Source organism: Pseudomonas sp. R3.Fl (assembly GCF_023516765.1).
GTDB lineage: Bacteria > Pseudomonadota > Gammaproteobacteria > Pseudomonadales > Pseudomonadaceae > Pseudomonas > Pseudomonas citronellolis.
In genome coordinates this window covers 6,131,028-6,146,677 of the sequence record NZ_JAMGSO010000001.1, presented here as the reverse complement: position 1 = coordinate 6,146,677, position 15,650 = coordinate 6,131,028, and the positions used below count along the sequence as shown (strand labels likewise).

Below are 15,650 nucleotides of genomic sequence, written 5' to 3'. Positions count from 1 at the left end.
ATGGCCAACCTGAGCAATATCCTGCAACTGGGCATCAAAGAGTTGCGCAGCTTATATCGGGATCCAGCCCTGTTGTTGCTGATCGCCTACTTCTTCACTCTGGGCATCTATTCCGGCGCCACTGCCGTGCCGGAGGCTCCGCACCGCGCCACCATTGGGGTCATCGATGAAGACCGCTCGCAGGTCTCCACACGCATCGTCAGCGCCTTCCAGATGCCCTACTTCATGCCGCCCGAGCACATCGGCCTGGATGAGATGGATCGAGGCATGGATGCCGGATTCTACACCTTCACCCTGAACATCCCGCCGGACTACCAGCAGGATCTGCTGGCGGGTCGCAATCCGGCAATCCAGCTCAACGTAGATGCGACCGCGATCACCCAGGCATTCACTGGAGCCGGACATATCCAGCAGATCATCGCCGACGAGGTCAGGGAGTTCATCGAGCGCTGGCGTGGCAAACAGATGCTGCCAGTCGAAGCAGTGGTGCACATCAAGTACAACCCCAACCTGACCGGATCCTGGTTCGGTGCAATAACCCAACTGATCAACCACATCACCATTCTGGCGATCATTCTCACCGGGGCGGCGCTGATCCGCGAACGCGAGCACGGAACCGTCGAACACCTGCTAGTGATGCCGGTCACGCCCATCGAAATCATGCTGGCCAAGGTCTGGTCCATGGGCCTGGTGGTCTTGGCAGCCTCAGCTCTTACCCTGCGTTTCGTTGTCGGAGATTGGCTGAAGGTACCCATCCAGGGCTCCGCTCCACTGTTCCTCCTGGGAACGGCCCTCCACCTCTTCTGCACCACCTCGATGGGTATTTTCTTCGGCACCGTAGCCCGCTCAATGCCGCAGTTGGGACTCCTGTCGGTCCTCGTACTGCTGCCCCTGATGATTCTTTCGGGAGGCCTGACGCCCCGGGAAAGCATGCCGGAACTGGTACAGAACGTCATGCTGGCGGCGCCTACCACCCACTTCGTCGCACTGGGGCAGGCCATCCTATTCCGCGCGGGAGGATTGTCCGTTGTCTGGCCACAGCTACTGGCCCTATCGCTCATCGGCAGCCTGTTCTTTCTCGCAGCGTTGGCCCGATTGCGAAAATCCCTTCATTGACCGGAGTGGAAGTCCTTAGGACACCGGCCAACACACCAAAAACAACCATGAACCACCTATCGGAGTCTCCATATGAACAAAACCGCCCTAATCGCCTCGGCGCTCACGCTCGGCTTCCTCGCCGGCTGCTCCACCCCGTCGTTGATTGTTCTCAATGACGGCCGGGAAATCCAAACACTGGACACTCCCGACTACAACGCCAAGAGCGGCTTCTACGAATTCAAGCAGCCAGATGGCAAGCTCCAGAGACTCAACAAAGATCAAGTACGAACAATCAAAGATCTCTAACTACGCGACCATCGATTGAAGCATGGACCTGAAGACGGACTGCACCACACAGGGAGCCAACTCCCTCTTCACCTCCACGCCCACATCGTGGGCGAGGGTTAAGCAGTCCCTCGGAACATCACTGTTTTCACCACAAGCCAGACGGGAGAAACACCATGACAGACAAATCACATACCCACGACCTCATTGCCTGGACAAAACAGCAGCTCGATGATCTGGATACAACCATCGCAGAGGTAGAGAAAGCCACCGGGAAGCTGAAAAATAATGCGTACTTAGAAGCGATTCGAGCTCTCACACGCCTTAAAGAAGCCCGCGCCAAGCTGCGAGAATACACCGACGACCTGCGGGCAGAGGCCGGTATCGCGAAGCTACACGCGCAAGAAATCCAGGAGGCAATTGAGAAAGAGTGGGCCGAAGCAGAAGCTGCTTTCCAAAGCTTCCTGTCTTCTGCCAGAGATCAGGCGGACACTGTGCAAAGAATCATTAGCGCCCGAGCTCAAGCCCAGCGCCAATACTGGGAGGAGTCCACCAAGAAATGGCGCGACCAGGCAGCTATCGCAGTTGAGGAGGCGCGTAGAGAGTTCGATGCCGCCATCCAGCAATTGTCGACTGAAACCGAAAAATTTCAAAGCCGGATAGGCGAAGTGAAAGATGCGAGTGACGAATCCTGGAAAGCAGTGAAAGAGGGACTTTCAAACACCAAGGATATTCATCGTCGCACGACTCAAAAAATCAAGGAAGCATTCTCGAAACTTCATTGAGAGCAACTAGCCGATCTGTACTTTACTCTGGAGTCAACGGACGGGTGATTACTCACTTCGCTCACGAAGAAATGGTTCGTCAGAGCCATCGTTACGTTCGAGTAATTGCCCGTCCATTTTTCCCATGGACCACGGAATACCGCTCCCATCATCCAAAAGCCTGGGTCAACGAGCAGCTTTCTAACATCGCCACAAACTAGGTCAGCCCTGCCTGCGACCATGACGAATACGGGAAGCCGCGGCGGCGTATGATGCACCAACCGCTTAGACCTCTTCGTGCAGGGCCAAAACCGCAAGAACACCTCTCATTATCCACGTGGAAAGCATATCCGCGACTTTTGACCAGCATCCCTTAGCGCCCCTCCAGGGCTGGGCTCTTGACCTGAGCATCAGCATGCTGATGGGTAGCGAGGTATCGCGAGCCAGGAGTAGCCCTATTGGCAACGAGAAGACACCAGAGTTGGCATGCAGTCCTATTACGCATAACTCTTTCCGGGAGGCGTCAAACAGATCCGCATCTGTACGGTGTTTACAGAGGTCAACATTGACGGGTACGACTCTCCCCCCTGCATCATCCGTCGTAGCTGATCGACACAGGCAAATTGTCTCAACCTGAGGCCGAGATAATTCTGTAGTTGGATGCTCCCATCAGGAGCGACTGACTGGCATCAGCCTTTTCACGCAGGAAATTCCAGGTGGCTTTCATCCGAGCAATGTCCTTAAGCTCAATGGGCATCAGCATCCAGAAGGTTCGGGTGAAGGCTATCTGCTCGCCAAGCACGCACTGCAGGCGCGCATCAGCGTCCGCCGCGAACGACGGTAGAATGGCAATCCCCGCCCCCGCAGCCGTAGCCTGATGCTGGGCCAAAATACTGGTACTGCGCAGAGCAATGTGCAGGGGCTTGCCGATCTCCTCGAGATAGAACAGCTCCTTGCTATACAGCAGATCGTCTATATAGCTGACAAAGCTGTGCTGGCGTAGATCCTCCCCGCTACGTATCGTCGGGTGGCGCTCAAGGTAGTCACTTGAGGCGTACAACTTGAGCACGTAGTCAGTCAATTTGGTGATGATGAACGGCCCACGCTCAGGCCGCTCTAAAGTGATCACAATATCGGCCTCACGCCGCGATAGATGCACCATGCGCGGTACTGCCAGCAGATCAATTCCCAAGTTCGGGTGTTGTTGAGTGAATTCAGCCAGTTGTGGGCCGAGCATTAGCGCACCGTAGCCCTCGGTCGCACCAATGCGTACATGACCGGACAGACTCTCCCGCTGGCTCTCATGGGTCTTTTCAATGGTAGAGAAGGCACTCTCCATAGCCTCAGCCTGTGGCAGCAGATCACGCCCCGCCTCAGTCAAGCTGTAACCGGCCACTCCACGCAAAAACAGTTGCGCATCCAAGAGCTTCTCCAACGCCTGAATGCGCCGCGCCACAGTCGTGTAATTGACCCCCAATCGACGGGCCGCAGCACTCAATGTGCCAACGCGAGAAAGCTCAAGGAAATAACGCAAATTGTCCCAGTCCATTCATTCGCCTCGTGACCATGCAAAAACGCATACAAGCCCTGCATTTATCCGCATTGATACAAACAAAAACGCACCCTAGCATCATTGCCTGAACCTTAAAAGCCGCCCCTCCATATCTGCTCTTAAAAGCCGGAGCCATAAGCAATGACCGCGCAAGCCAATACTCAGAATGCGATCCCCACTATCAAGCTGTTGATCGGTGGCGAACTCGTCGAATCGAAGACCACCCAGTGGCGCGAGGTAATCAACCCCGCTACCCAGGAAGTGCTGGCCCGCGTGCCCTTCGCCACCGAAGATGAGATGAACGCAGCCGTGGCCGCCGCCAAGATCGCGTTCAAGACTTGGAAGAAGACCTCGATCGGTGCCCGTGCACGTATCTTCCTCAAGTACCAGCAACTGATCCGCGAGAACATGAAGGAGCTGGCGGCGATCCTCACTGCCGAGCAAGGCAAGACTCTGGCCGACGCCGAAGGCGACGTGTTCCGCGGCTTGGAAGTGGTCGAGCACGCCGCCGCCATCGGCAACCTGCAACTCGGCGAGTTGGCCAACAATGTCGCCGGCGGCGTCGACACCTACACCCTGCTACAGCCGCTGGGTGTCTGCGCTGGCATCACCCCCTTCAACTTCCCTGCGATGATCCCGCTGTGGATGTTCCCCATGGCTATCGCCACCGGTAACACCTTCGTCCTCAAACCCTCCGAGCAGGACCCAATGGTGACCATGCGTCTGGTCGAATTGGCCCTGGATGCCGGCGTCCCGGCCGGGGTACTCAACGTCATCCATGGCGGAGCCGAAGCGGTCAACCTGATCTGCGATCACCCGGACATCAAGGCCATTTCCTTCGTCGGCTCGACCAAGGTTGGCACCCACGTCTACAACCGCGCCTCGCTGGCCGGCAAGCGTGTGCAGTGCATGATGGGTGCGAAGAACCACGCCATTATCTTGCCCGACGCCAACAAGGAGCAGACCCTCAACAACCTCGCCGGAGCCGCCTTCGGCGCGGCCGGCCAACGGTGCATGGCGCTATCGGTAGCGATTCTGGTGGGTGAAGCACAAAGTTGGCTGCCGGAGTTGGCCGAAAAGGCTAAGTCGCTCAAGGTCAGTGCCGGTGTCGAACCAGGCACCGATGTCGGCCCGGTGGTTTCCTGTGCCGCCCTGGACCGCGTCAGCGGCCTCATCGAGCGCGGTGTTAACGAGGGTGCGGAACTGGTGTTGGACGGTCGAAAACCGGAGGTTTCCGGTTACTCCAAAGGCAACTTCGTCGGCCCGACCATCTTCTCTGGCGTCACCCCAGAGATGAGTATCTATAAGGAAGAGATTTTCGGCCCGGTACTCTGCGTAATGCACGCTGCAACCCTGGACGAAGCCATTGAGCTGATCAACGCGAACCCCAACGGTAACGGCACAGCCATCTTCACCCGCTCTGGCGCCGCTGCCCGCCACTTCCAGGAAGAGATCGACGTCGGCCAGGTGGGTATCAATGTGCCGATCCCTGTACCGGTACCGATGTTCTCCTTCACCGGCTCGCGCGCTTCCAAACTCGGCGACCTCGGCCCCTACGGCAAGCAGGTAGTGCAGTTCTACACCCAGACCAAGACCGTCACCCAACGCTGGTTCGACGAAAACGAAGTAGGCGGCACCGTCAACACCACCATCAACCTGAAATGATCCGGCGCGGCCGGCGCCCAGTTGCGCCGGCCGCTTGCTAGGAGGCAAAGATATGCAACTGGAAACCCTGCTGATGGACATCCAGGACCGGGTCGGGCTGATCACCCTGAACCGCCCGAAAGCGCTCAACGCGCTGAACAGCCAGTTGATCGCTGAACTCAACCGGGCTCTCGACCACTTGGAAAACGACCCGGCCATCGGCTGCATAGTCATCACCGGTTCGCCCAAGGCTTTCGCTGCCGGTGCCGACATCAAGGAAATGGCCGACCTGACCTTTCCTCAGATCTATCTGGACGATTTCTTCGCAGCGGCCGATCGCATCGCCAACCGGCGCAAGCCGATTATCGCCGCTGTGGCTGGTTACGCCCTGGGTGGCGGCTGCGAGCTGGCGCTGATGTGCGACTTCATCTATGCCGCCGACAATGCCCGCTTCGGCCTGCCGGAAATCACCCTCGGCGTGCTACCGGCAATCGGCGGCACCCAGCGCCTGACCCACGCCCTAGGTAAATCCAAAGCCATGGAGCTATGCCTGACCGGTCGCCAGTTGAATGCCGAGGAGGCCGAGCGCGCCGGTTTGGTCGCCCGCGTCTTCCCGCTCGACCATTTGCTCGAAGAAACCCTCAAGGTCGCTCAGGACATCGCCGCCAAATCACTGACCGCCACCCTCATGGTCAAGGAAAGCATCAACCGCGCTTTCGAGGGCAGTCTCAGCGAAGGCCTGCGCTTCGAGCGTCGGGTGTTCCACGCGATCTTCGCCACCTTCGATCAGAAGGAAGGCATGGCTGCCTTCGTCGAGAAGCGGCAGGCACAGTTCAAGCATTGCTGACTTAACAAGAACAAGAGGTTTCCACCATGCATATCGGTTTTCTCGGTCTCGGCAACATGGGCGCCCCCATGGCCCGCAATCTGCTCAAAGCCGGTCACAGGCTGAGTGTCTTCGACCTTTCCGCCAGCGCGGTCGCCGGCCTGGTCGAAACCGGCGCGACAGCAGCCGCATCCCCCGCTGCATTGGCGCAAAGTGATGTCGAGGTGATCATCACCATGCTACCGGCGGCCCCCCATGTGAAGGGTGTCTACCTTGGCACCGATGGCCTGCTGGCCAACGTCCGTCCCGGTGTGCTGCTGATCGACTCCTCGACCATCGATCCCCACAGTGCTCGCGAGGTGGCCAATGCGTCCCTCGCCCAAGGCAACCCGATGCTCGACGCACCAGTCTCCGGCGGAACTGGTGGCGCGACAGCTGGCACCCTGACTTTCATGGTTGGAGGTGCTCGAAGCGACTTCGAGCATGCCCAGCCAATCCTTGCCGCGATGGGCAAGAATATCGTGCACTGCGGCGGGACCGGTAACGGCCAGGTTGCCAAAGTCGCCAACAACATGCTGCTAGGAATCTCGATGATCGGCGTGGCCGAAGCCATGGCCCTCGGCGTTGCCCTAGGCATGGATGCCAGCGTGCTGGCCGGGGTGATCAATACCTCCAGCGGTCGCTGCTGGAGCTCGGATACCTACAACCCCTTCCCCGGCGTCATGGACAATACTCCGGCATCGCGCGGCTATAGCGGCGGCTTCGGCACCGACCTGATGCTCAAGGACCTAGGCCTCGCCACCGAAGCGGCCAAGCAGGCGCATACGCCGGTGCTGCTTGGCGCGGCGGCACAGCAGCTATATCAGGCCTTCAGCTTGCAAGGCAACGGCGCCCTGGACTTCTCCGCCATCATCAACCTATACCGCAAAAAAGAGGCATGAGCATGAGCGATGCCGGAGCCCCAGTACTGGTCGAAGTGCGCAATCGTGTCGGCCACCTGACGCTGAACCGCCCAGCCGGGCTGAACGCACTGACACTGCCGATGATCCGCATCCTGCAGCAACAGTTGCAGGCTTGGGCAGACGACCAGGCGATCCTCGCCGTGGTGCTACGCGCCAATGGCGAAAAAGCCTTCTGCGCCGGCGGAGATATTCGTGCACTGTACGACAGTTACCGGGCCGGCACCGACCTGCACCATATCTTCTTTGAGGAAGAATACGCCCTTGACCAATACATCCACGGCTACCCCAAACCCATTGTCGCGCTGATGGATGGCTTCGTTCTTGGTGGCGGTATGGGCCTAGTCCAAGGCGCAGCACTAAGAGTTGTCACGGAGCGAGTGAAGATGGGCATGCCGGAAACCGGTATTGGCTATTTCCCGGATGTTGGCGGTAGCTATTTCCTTCCTCGCCTGCCGGGTGAGCTGGGCCTCTATCTCGGAATCACCGGCATCCAAATCCGTGCCGCCGATGCACTGTATGTACGACTTGCCGATTGGTGCCTCCCAAGCGAACAGATCAGGGAATTCGATCGCCGTCTGGATCAGATCATCTGGGCCCACCCGCCGCGGGAAACCCTAGCTGGTTTGCTTTCCAGCCTGGCCAATAACCGCCTGCCGGGGGCCGAGCTCAAGGCCCTGCATCCAGCCATCGACGAGCACTTCGCGCAACCCGACCTGGCTGCGGTCCGCGCCTCACTACAGGCAGAAAGCCGCCCTGAGTACCAGGATTGGGCTGAGCAAACGGTCGAATTGCTCAACAACCGCTCGCCGCTAGCCATAAGTACCACCCTGAAACTGCTACGCCTGGGCCGTACCTTGTCTCTGGCCAACTGCTTCGAGTTGGAGCTACACCTCGACCGACAGTGGTTTGCCAAGGGTGACCTCATGGAAGGAGTGCGTGCGCTCCTCATCGACAAGGACAAGACGCCACGCTGGAACCCTCCAACCTTGGAGCAACTCGATGCCAGCCGCGTAAACGAGCTCTTTGACGGCTTCCAGCCTGCCCAAACATGACGCTGCGCACCTAAGTCGTACTTTAAAAAATAGAGAAAACTCGATGCATGACCTCGAATTGAGCGAAGAGCAACGCATGATCCGCGACATGGCCCGCGATTTCGCTCGCAGTGAGATTGCACCTAAGTCGCAAGCCTGGGAAAAAGCGGGCTGGATCGACGACGCCATGGTGGCGCAGATGGGCGAGCTAGGGTTGCTTGGCATGGTAGTGCCGGAAGAATGGGGCGGTACCTATGTTGACTATGTTGCCTACGCTCTGGCGGTAGAAGAAATTTCCGCTGGTGATGGTGCCACTGGAGCCCTCATGAGCATCCATAACTCTGTCGGTTGCGGGCCAGTCCTGCTCTATGGCACTTGGGCACAGAAAAATGAATGGCTACCGAGCCTGGCTAGCGGACAGGCCATAGGTTGTTTCTGCCTGACGGAACCACAGGCAGGTTCCGAAGCGCACAATCTCCGTACCCGAGCCGAACTTCGAAATGGGCAGTGGGTACTTAACGGTGCCAAGCAGTTCGTCAGCAATGGTAAACGCGCCAAGTTGGCGATTGTCTTTGCTGTCACAGATCCGGAGCTAGGCAAAAAAGGGCTTTCCGCTTTCTTGGTGCCGACCGACACCCCCGGCTTTGTGGTTGATCGCAGTGAACACAAGATGGGCATCCGCGCCTCCGACACCTGTGCAGTAACACTAAACAACTGCCACATCCCCGAAGACAGCCTGCTAGGCGAACGCGGTAAGGGGTTGGCAATTGCCCTCGCCAATCTCGAAGGTGGGCGTATCGGTATTGCTGCCCAGGCTTTAGGTATAGCGCGAGCTGCATTCGAAGCGGCCTTGAGATACGCACGCGAACGCATCCAATTCGGCAAACCCATCATCGAACACCAGAGCGTAGCCAACCTGCTCGCCGATATGCATACCCAACTCAATGCTGCGCGCCTATTGGTGTTACATGCAGCACGACTAAAAAGTGCCCGAGTTCCCTGCCTATCAGAAGCTTCACAGGCCAAGCTGTTTGCCTCGGAAATGGCTGAGCGAGTCTGCTCCAAGGCCATCCAAGTACATGGTGGCTACGGCTACCTGGAGGACTACCCGGTAGAGAAATACTACCGCGACGCCCGCATAACCCAGATTTACGAAGGCGCAAGCGAAATCCAGCGCCTGCTGATCGCCCGTGAGTTGGCTCACTATAGCCTGTGAGCCTCATTACGCAGGCGATTTTCCATAGCCCTGCTTTTTCTATTTCCATGAGAAGCCCTTTATGAAAGTCCTTGTTGCCGTTAAACGCGTGGTCGACTACAACGTCAAGGTCCGCGTCAAGGCGGACAACTCCGGCGTCGATCTCGCCAACGTGAAAATGTCCATGAACCCCTTCTGCGAAATCGCCGTGGAAGAGGCCGTGCGCCTGAAGGAGAAGGGCGTCGCCAGTGAGATCGTGGTGGTTTCGGTCGGCCCCAGTGCTGCCCAGGAACAACTGCGCACCGCCCTGGCTCTGGGCGCCGACCGCGCGACCCTGGTGGAAACCGGCGAAGAGCTGAGTTCCCTGGCCATCGCCAAGGCCCTCAAGGCCCTGGTCGAGCGCGAGCAGCCGCAGTTGGTGATCCTCGGCAAGCAGGCCATCGACAGCGACAACAACCAGACCGGGCAGATGCTCGCCGCGCTGACCGGCTATGCCCAGGGCACCTTCGCCTCCAAGGTCGAAATCGCTGGCGACAAGGTGAATGTCACCCGCGAGATCGACGGCGGCCTGCAGACCGTGGCGCTGAACCTGCCGGCGATCGTCACCACCGACCTGCGTCTGAACGAGCCGCGCTACGCCTCGCTGCCGAACATCATGAAGGCGAAGAAGAAGCCGCTGGAGGTGGTCAGCCCGGACGCCCTAGGCGTGTCCACCGGCTCCACCGTCAAGACACTCAAGGTCGAGGCACCGGCTGCCCGCAGCGCCGGCATCAAGGTCACGTCCGTGGCCGAACTGGTCGAGAAACTGAAGAACGAGGCGAAGGTGATCTGATGGCTATCCTGGTAATCGCTGAGCACAACGACGGCGCCCTGGCCGGCGCCACCCTGAACACCGTCACCGCCGCGCAGAAGATCGGCGGCGAAATCCACCTGCTGGTCGCCGGGCAGGACGTCGGTGGCGTGGCCGAGGCCGCCGCCCAGGTCGCCGGCGTGGCCAAGGTGCTGCTCGCCGACAACGCCGCCTACGCCCACCAACTACCGGAGAACGTCGCCCCCCTGGTGGTCTCCCTGGTCTGCGACTACAGCCATGCGCTGGCGCCCGCCACCACCAACGGCAAAAACTACCTGCCGCGCGTCGCCGCGCTGCTGGACGTCGACCAGATCTCCGAGATCGTCGAGGTGCTCAGCGCCGACACCTTCAAACGTCCGATCTACGCTGGCAACGCCATCGCCACCGTGCAGTCCTCGGCCCCGGTCAAGGTCATCAGCGTACGTGCCACCGGCTTCGACGCGGCCAGTACGCAAGGAGGTTCGGCCAGCGTGGAAGTCGTGAACAGCGCGTTCGACTCACGCACCTCGGCCTTCATACGCGAGGAACTGGCCAAGTCCGACCGTCCGGAGCTGACCACCGCCAAGATCGTGGTCTCCGGTGGCCGCGGCATGGGCAACGGCGACAACTTCAAGCTCCTCTACGCCCTGGCCGACAAGCTGGGCGCCGCCGTCGGAGCTTCCCGCGCCGCGGTCGACGCCGGCTTCGTACCGAACGACATGCAGGTCGGCCAGACCGGTAAGATCATTGCCCCACGACTCTACGTCGCCGCAGGCATTTCCGGCGCTATCCAGCACCTGGCGGGCATGAAGGACTCGAAAGTCATCGTCGCCATCAACAAGGACGAAGAGGCACCGATTTTCCAGATCGCCGACTATGGTTTGGTGGACGATCTATTCGAGGCCGTGCCGGAGTTGACCAGCACATTCTGAGCTATCACTAGGCAGGCCGACCACGGCCTGCCTGTCTAGCAATAAGACTGCATGCCGGACCACATGAACATGCTCCAGGCTGAGTCAAAGGTCTTCCCTACGACCAATTGTTCGGGATGGAGGAGATCGGAGCTAGAGCAAGCCGATACGATCCGAGTGTGAGGTAATGACGTGGACAACCGGTGAAGCCCCCCATCACCGGTATGCCATTCCTCAATGATATATAAGACGCGCACCATGATCGTCGACAAACGCATGGCCAACGGCTATGCCACCTGGAGCCTTCAACGATACCAAGAAGGCCATCAAGAACATGCAAGGTATGTCGACTGCGATGCCCCTACCTTCGTTGAGCCTAAGCCTGTACCCCAACTTGGGCGCTCTTTCGTCCAAACGGTTTAACGTAAACCAAAGGCTGAAGTACCAAATACCTGAGGCGCCCGTCCTACAGTTTTTTCTTGCTGGGCCAGACTAGGTCGGCGCCCTGTCCAACGCTTGAAGGCACGAGAAAAGGTACTCGCATCAGAGAAACCAAGCATCAAAGAAACGGACTGCACCGTGACGTCCGAGCGGCTCAGGTATTCATATGCAAGCTCTTCACGCAGACGGTCTAGAACCTCCTGGAAGGTCGTCCCTTCATCTTTCAAGCGACGAAGCATCGTCCGCTCAGTCATATGCATGAGATCTGCGGTGCCACGGCGGGATATTTCACCTTCGGAAAACTGCCTCAACAGGCAATCGCGCACCTTCTTGGAAAAGCGCTCCGACAGTTGAGCCATTTGAGTAATGGCCACGCCGTCAAGTAATGCAGCCAGATTTTCATCTGCGGACAGAATCGGACGATTCATATCTTCGCTTCGATAGAGGATGCTGTCTTCTTGCTGTTCGAAATAAATCGGGCATTTCAATAGGTTCGTGTAAGCAGTCACATCAGCAGGACGCTCGTGTCTAAAGTGCACCTCAAGAGGCGCTACCGGCTTCCCAGCGATCCAACTAGTGAAACAGGCTAGACCTGCAATGACGGTGTCCAGGGTTTGGTAGATTGGCGGCGCTCCGCCGGTATCGAAACTGAAGGAAAGGTGCAAGTGCTCGGGGGTTTCGGCAAGTGTCACCGTCGCGGAGCTCGAGATCAATTTGGCGTAACGCGCGAAGCGATGCAGGGCGTCACCGAGAGTGGCGCTGCAACTCATGGCATAGCCGACCACATTAAAAGTCGAAGGCCGAATCTGCGCGGCAACCTTCAGGCCAAAATGGGGGTCCGAGGTTTCTTGGATCGCCGCCCGCCACAAGCGGCTGACCATTTCCTGAGAGTAGCGATTGTTGCCCGACTCAAGCCCTGCAGGATCCATCCCAACCTGGCGAAATATCCGCTCATGCGGCACACCAACACAGTCAAGTGTACGAGCGATGGCCAACACCCAACTTGAGAGTCCCGACTTCATGATCATCTCCTCGCACCCGGCATATCGCGCCACGGGTGTCCGTCTTATTTTTGTTCTCCAATAGACTCACAGAGCATAACGTCTGTCAACATCCACCTCAGGAGCAGCTCGCCCGCCTCGACAACCTCCTAGGCCAGAGCCGCCGGGGCTCTCCGCCAAAACGAGACGGCACCTGCTGGCGACCTCCCAAGGCACATTGTCACGTTCAGCCCGGCATTGGCATTACGTGCCATCGCCATTCTCTGCCCTGAACGTTAGCTTGACTCTCGGCAGCACCTCGGCCACCACAACAATAAATCGATCCGCCAGGAGATTCCCATGAACCTTCAATGGTCCCAATACTGGATTGGCCTTTTCGCCGATCGCACCGACGAACTGATGTCCCTTTACTCTGACCGGTTCGAATTCGAGGACGTCAACTTCGACCTACGTATCAACAACGATCTCGCGGCCCTGCGCCAATTCTTCTCCGGCTTCGTCATCGAGGACCCCAACAAGGCCTACAACCGCTTCGATGTCTTCGACTACGTCGGTGACGACAAGCTCGGCTCCTTCCAATGGACTTGGGAGGCCAAGCATGCCGGCGACTTCCTTGGCGTTCCTGCCGCCGGCAAGATCACCAAGACACGCGGTGTCACGGTCATGGGCTGGAAGGATGGCAAGATCATCCTCGAACGCAGCATTTGGGATGCAGCGCCCGTGCTGCGCCAGCTCGGCGCCATTAGCTAGGTGTTGTCGCCCGGGGCGGCCCTGTCCGCCGCCCTTCCCCCAGGATGAACGCCTGCCGCCGCTGACCACCTGACGGTCATGCCTGAGCAGCCAGGCGTCGGAACAAGAGAAAATGCAATGTTCCACATGCTGATCGACGGTCGCCTGACCGAAGCGCCTCATCATCTTCCAGTCATAGACCCATCCAACGAAAGCGTCATCGCCCAAGTTTCAGACGCCGATGCCGAGACGATCGACAGTGCAGTAAAAGCGGCTGTTACCGCTTTCGAAGCCTGGCGTACAACCGATATCGAAGAGCGTCGGCAGTTGCTGCAGCACCTGGCCAAGGCTCTGCAAGAAAATGCCGATGAACTTGCCACGCTGCTGGTCAGCGAACAGGGACGCCCCCTGCCTCTCGCTCATTTCGAAGTCGATCTGGCGCGACGTTACCTGGAGTTCTTCGCCGACCAGTCACTCGATGTAGAAATCATCGCCGACGACAGCAACAGCCGGGTCGAACTGCATCGCAAGCCGCTCGGCGTGGTCGCGGCCATATCTCCCTGGAACGCGCCGCTCTACCTGTCTCTCAGCAAGATCGCGCCGGCACTGCTGGCGGGCAACAGCGTAGTGCTAAAGCCACCACCGACTTCGCCGCTGAGCGTGCTGCGTTTCGGTGAACTGGTCGCCAACCTCGTACCACGAGGATTGCTGAACATCGTCTCCGGCGGCAACGCGGCGGGAGCGGCGCTGGTCGAGCACCCCCAGGTCGCCAAGGTCTCTTTCACGGGGTCGACCGCCACTGGCAAGCTGATCATGCGCTCGGCCGCCGACACCCTGAAGCGCCTGACCCTGGAGCTCGGTGGCAATGATGCCGCCATCGTACTGCCGAACGTGGACCCGAAGGCTGTAGCGCCTGCACTGTTCGGTGCCGCATTCTTCAATAGTGGCCAGGTGTGCGCGATCATCAAGCGGCTCTACGTCCACGATGCGATCTACGATGCGCTGTGCGAGGAAATGGCAGCCCTGGCCAACGCAGCCGCCGTCGGCAACGACGCACACTGCCAGTTCGGCCCTATCCAGAACAAGGCGCAACTGGACAAGGTGCTCGGCTACCTGGACGACGCTCGCCAGCATGGCCGGATCATCGCCGGCGGCCATCGCCTGGAGCGCCCAGGCTATTTCGTCGCACTGACCGTAGTCCGCGATATCGATGACGGCACCCCACTTGTGGATGAGGAACCGTTCGGGCCGATCCTGCCGATAATCCGCTACACCGACATCGATGATGTAATCAAGCGCGCCAACCGTTCTGAACTAGGCCTCGGCGCCTCGGTCTGGTCGAAGGATCTGAACGCTGCTCAGGCCATCGCTGCCAGAATTGACAGTGGCACTGTCTGGATCAACCAGCACTGCGCCCTTGACCCCTCGATTCCCTTCCCGACACGGAAACAGTCGGGTATCGGTGTGGAATCCGGGCATGAAGGGCTGCTGGAATACACCGCCCCCCAAGTGATCAACATCAACAAAGTCGCGGCCATATGATGGGTGGCCACGGAGGGAACGCCATGGCGTCCATTTATGAGCAATTATTTTCCGTGAGCGGCAAGACTGCGCTGGTTACCGGCGGAGCCAAGGGGATAGGCGCACTGATAAGCCGCACTTTGGTATTGGCCGGATGCCAGGTATTCATCACCGGGCGCTCGCAAGAAGCCGGAGAGCAACTGGCCGGAGAGCTGGCGCGATATGGTCATTGCACGTTTTTGCGCCATGACCTGTCTTCCGAGGAGGAAGTACGCGCTCTGGCGAAGGAACTGGGTAGCCACATCACTGAACTGCATATCCTCGTCAACAATGCAGGCACCTTCAGCGCTGAGCCAATTGGCAGCATTAGCGGCCAAAGCTGGGACAGTCTGATGGAACTCAACCTTCGCGCCCCATTTTTGCTGACTCAGGCATTGCTGCCGCTACTTGAAGCAGGAGCAAGCACCGATGATCCGGCGCGCATCGTCAATATTGGTTCCATTGGTGGCCTAATGCCACAGAGTAACGGCGCTTACGCCTATGGCTGCAGCAAGGCCGGCATACACCAACTGACACGCATGCTCGCCTCGGATTTGCGCAGCCGCAACATCAATGTCAACGCTATCGCCCCCGGTTATTTCCCCAGTGACATGACCGCTGGCTTCTTCGCAGCCGTACCCGATCTGAAGCGCTCGATGCTGGAAAGAATCCCGGCAAGACGCTTTGGCAGCCTGGAAGATATCGGCGGCACAGTGATTTTCCTCAGTTCACGGGCCGGTGCTTACCTGACCGGCGGCATCACCGCACTCGACGGCGGCCTGCTCGGCGCCCCCTGAATCCTCTCCCCTCACACTTTGCCCG

General features: G+C 58.8%; 15 protein-coding genes. 13 read left to right on the top strand and 2 right to left on the bottom strand.

The genetic code is table 11. The annotated features are described in order from the left end of the window. The 3 genes from M8R19_RS27260 to M8R19_RS27250 all read left to right on the top strand — a co-directional run bounded on the left by M8R19_RS27260 (position 1) and on the right by M8R19_RS27250 (position 2,168). Complete coding sequence (locus tag M8R19_RS27260; RefSeq protein ID WP_249919457.1) at positions 1-1,116, top strand: ABC transporter permease; 1,116 nt, start codon at positions 1-3, stop codon at positions 1,114-1,116. Positions 1,117-1,188: 72 nt separating this feature from the next. Further along, a complete protein-coding gene (locus M8R19_RS27255; RefSeq protein WP_249919456.1) occupies positions 1,189-1,404 on the top strand; it encodes a YgdI/YgdR family lipoprotein in 216 nt (71 codons plus the stop codon). A 155-nt stretch (positions 1,405-1,559) separates the two neighbouring features. Continuing rightward, entirely contained in the window at positions 1,560-2,168 is a 609-nt protein-coding gene (locus M8R19_RS27250) for a hypothetical protein (protein ID WP_249919455.1), read from the top strand. Positions 2,169-2,775: 607 nt separating this feature from the next. On the opposite strand, the gene M8R19_RS27245 is transcribed toward M8R19_RS27250, so the two are convergent. Further along, complete coding sequence (locus M8R19_RS27245) at positions 2,776-3,696, bottom strand: LysR family transcriptional regulator (RefSeq protein WP_249919454.1); 921 nt, start codon at positions 3,694-3,696, stop codon at positions 2,776-2,778. 144 nt (positions 3,697-3,840) lie between these two features. Between M8R19_RS27245 and M8R19_RS27240 the strand changes: the two genes are divergently transcribed. From M8R19_RS27240 to M8R19_RS27210, 7 genes are all read left to right on the top strand, one after another. Continuing rightward, positions 3,841-5,364: a CoA-acylating methylmalonate-semialdehyde dehydrogenase gene (locus M8R19_RS27240; RefSeq protein ID WP_249919453.1), complete on the top strand. Its 1,524-nt coding sequence runs from the start codon at positions 3,841-3,843 to the stop codon at positions 5,362-5,364. A gap of 52 nt (positions 5,365-5,416) precedes the next feature. Beyond that, a complete protein-coding gene (locus M8R19_RS27235) occupies positions 5,417-6,190 on the top strand; it encodes an enoyl-CoA hydratase (RefSeq protein WP_249919452.1) in 774 nt (257 codons plus the stop codon). A gap of 26 nt (positions 6,191-6,216) precedes the next feature. Further along, on the top strand, positions 6,217-7,110 hold the full coding sequence (mmsB, locus tag M8R19_RS27230) for a 3-hydroxyisobutyrate dehydrogenase (protein WP_249919451.1): 894 nt from the start codon (positions 6,217-6,219) through the stop codon (positions 7,108-7,110). Between the two features lie 2 nt (positions 7,111-7,112). Further along, a complete protein-coding gene (locus tag M8R19_RS27225) occupies positions 7,113-8,183 on the top strand; it encodes an enoyl-CoA hydratase/isomerase family protein (protein WP_249919450.1) in 1,071 nt (356 codons plus the stop codon). 43 nt (positions 8,184-8,226) lie between these two features. Continuing rightward, entirely contained in the window at positions 8,227-9,378 is a 1,152-nt protein-coding gene (locus M8R19_RS27220) for an acyl-CoA dehydrogenase family protein (RefSeq protein ID WP_249919449.1), read from the top strand. Between the two features lie 61 nt (positions 9,379-9,439). Beyond that, positions 9,440-10,189, top strand: coding sequence for an electron transfer flavoprotein subunit beta/FixA family protein (locus tag M8R19_RS27215; protein WP_249919448.1), 750 nt, complete (start codon positions 9,440-9,442; stop codon positions 10,187-10,189). Beyond that, positions 10,189-11,118, top strand: a complete 930-nt coding sequence (locus M8R19_RS27210) for an electron transfer flavoprotein subunit alpha/FixB family protein (RefSeq protein ID WP_249919447.1) — start codon at positions 10,189-10,191, stop codon at positions 11,116-11,118. Before M8R19_RS27215 ends, M8R19_RS27210 begins: the two co-directional genes overlap by 1 nt. A gap of 398 nt (positions 11,119-11,516) precedes the next feature. Here the strand turns inward: M8R19_RS27210 and M8R19_RS27205 are convergent, their stop codons facing one another. Then, positions 11,517-12,560 (bottom strand): AraC family transcriptional regulator, encoded by a 1,044-nt coding sequence (locus M8R19_RS27205; protein WP_249919446.1) that lies wholly within the window; start codon positions 12,558-12,560, stop codon positions 11,517-11,519. 318 nt (positions 12,561-12,878) lie between these two features. Between M8R19_RS27205 and M8R19_RS27200 the strand changes: the two genes are divergently transcribed. The 3 genes from M8R19_RS27200 (at position 12,879) to M8R19_RS27190 (ending at position 15,625) form a co-directional block, all read left to right on the top strand. Beyond that, positions 12,879-13,289 (top strand): ester cyclase, encoded by a 411-nt coding sequence (locus tag M8R19_RS27200; RefSeq protein ID WP_249919445.1) that lies wholly within the window; start codon positions 12,879-12,881, stop codon positions 13,287-13,289. A 117-nt stretch (positions 13,290-13,406) separates the two neighbouring features. Next, entirely contained in the window at positions 13,407-14,810 is a 1,404-nt protein-coding gene (locus M8R19_RS27195; protein WP_249919444.1) for an aldehyde dehydrogenase family protein, read from the top strand. Between the two features lie 23 nt (positions 14,811-14,833). Next, complete coding sequence (locus tag M8R19_RS27190) at positions 14,834-15,625, top strand: SDR family oxidoreductase (protein WP_249919443.1); 792 nt, start codon at positions 14,834-14,836, stop codon at positions 15,623-15,625. Positions 15,626-15,650 lie beyond the last annotated feature (25 nt).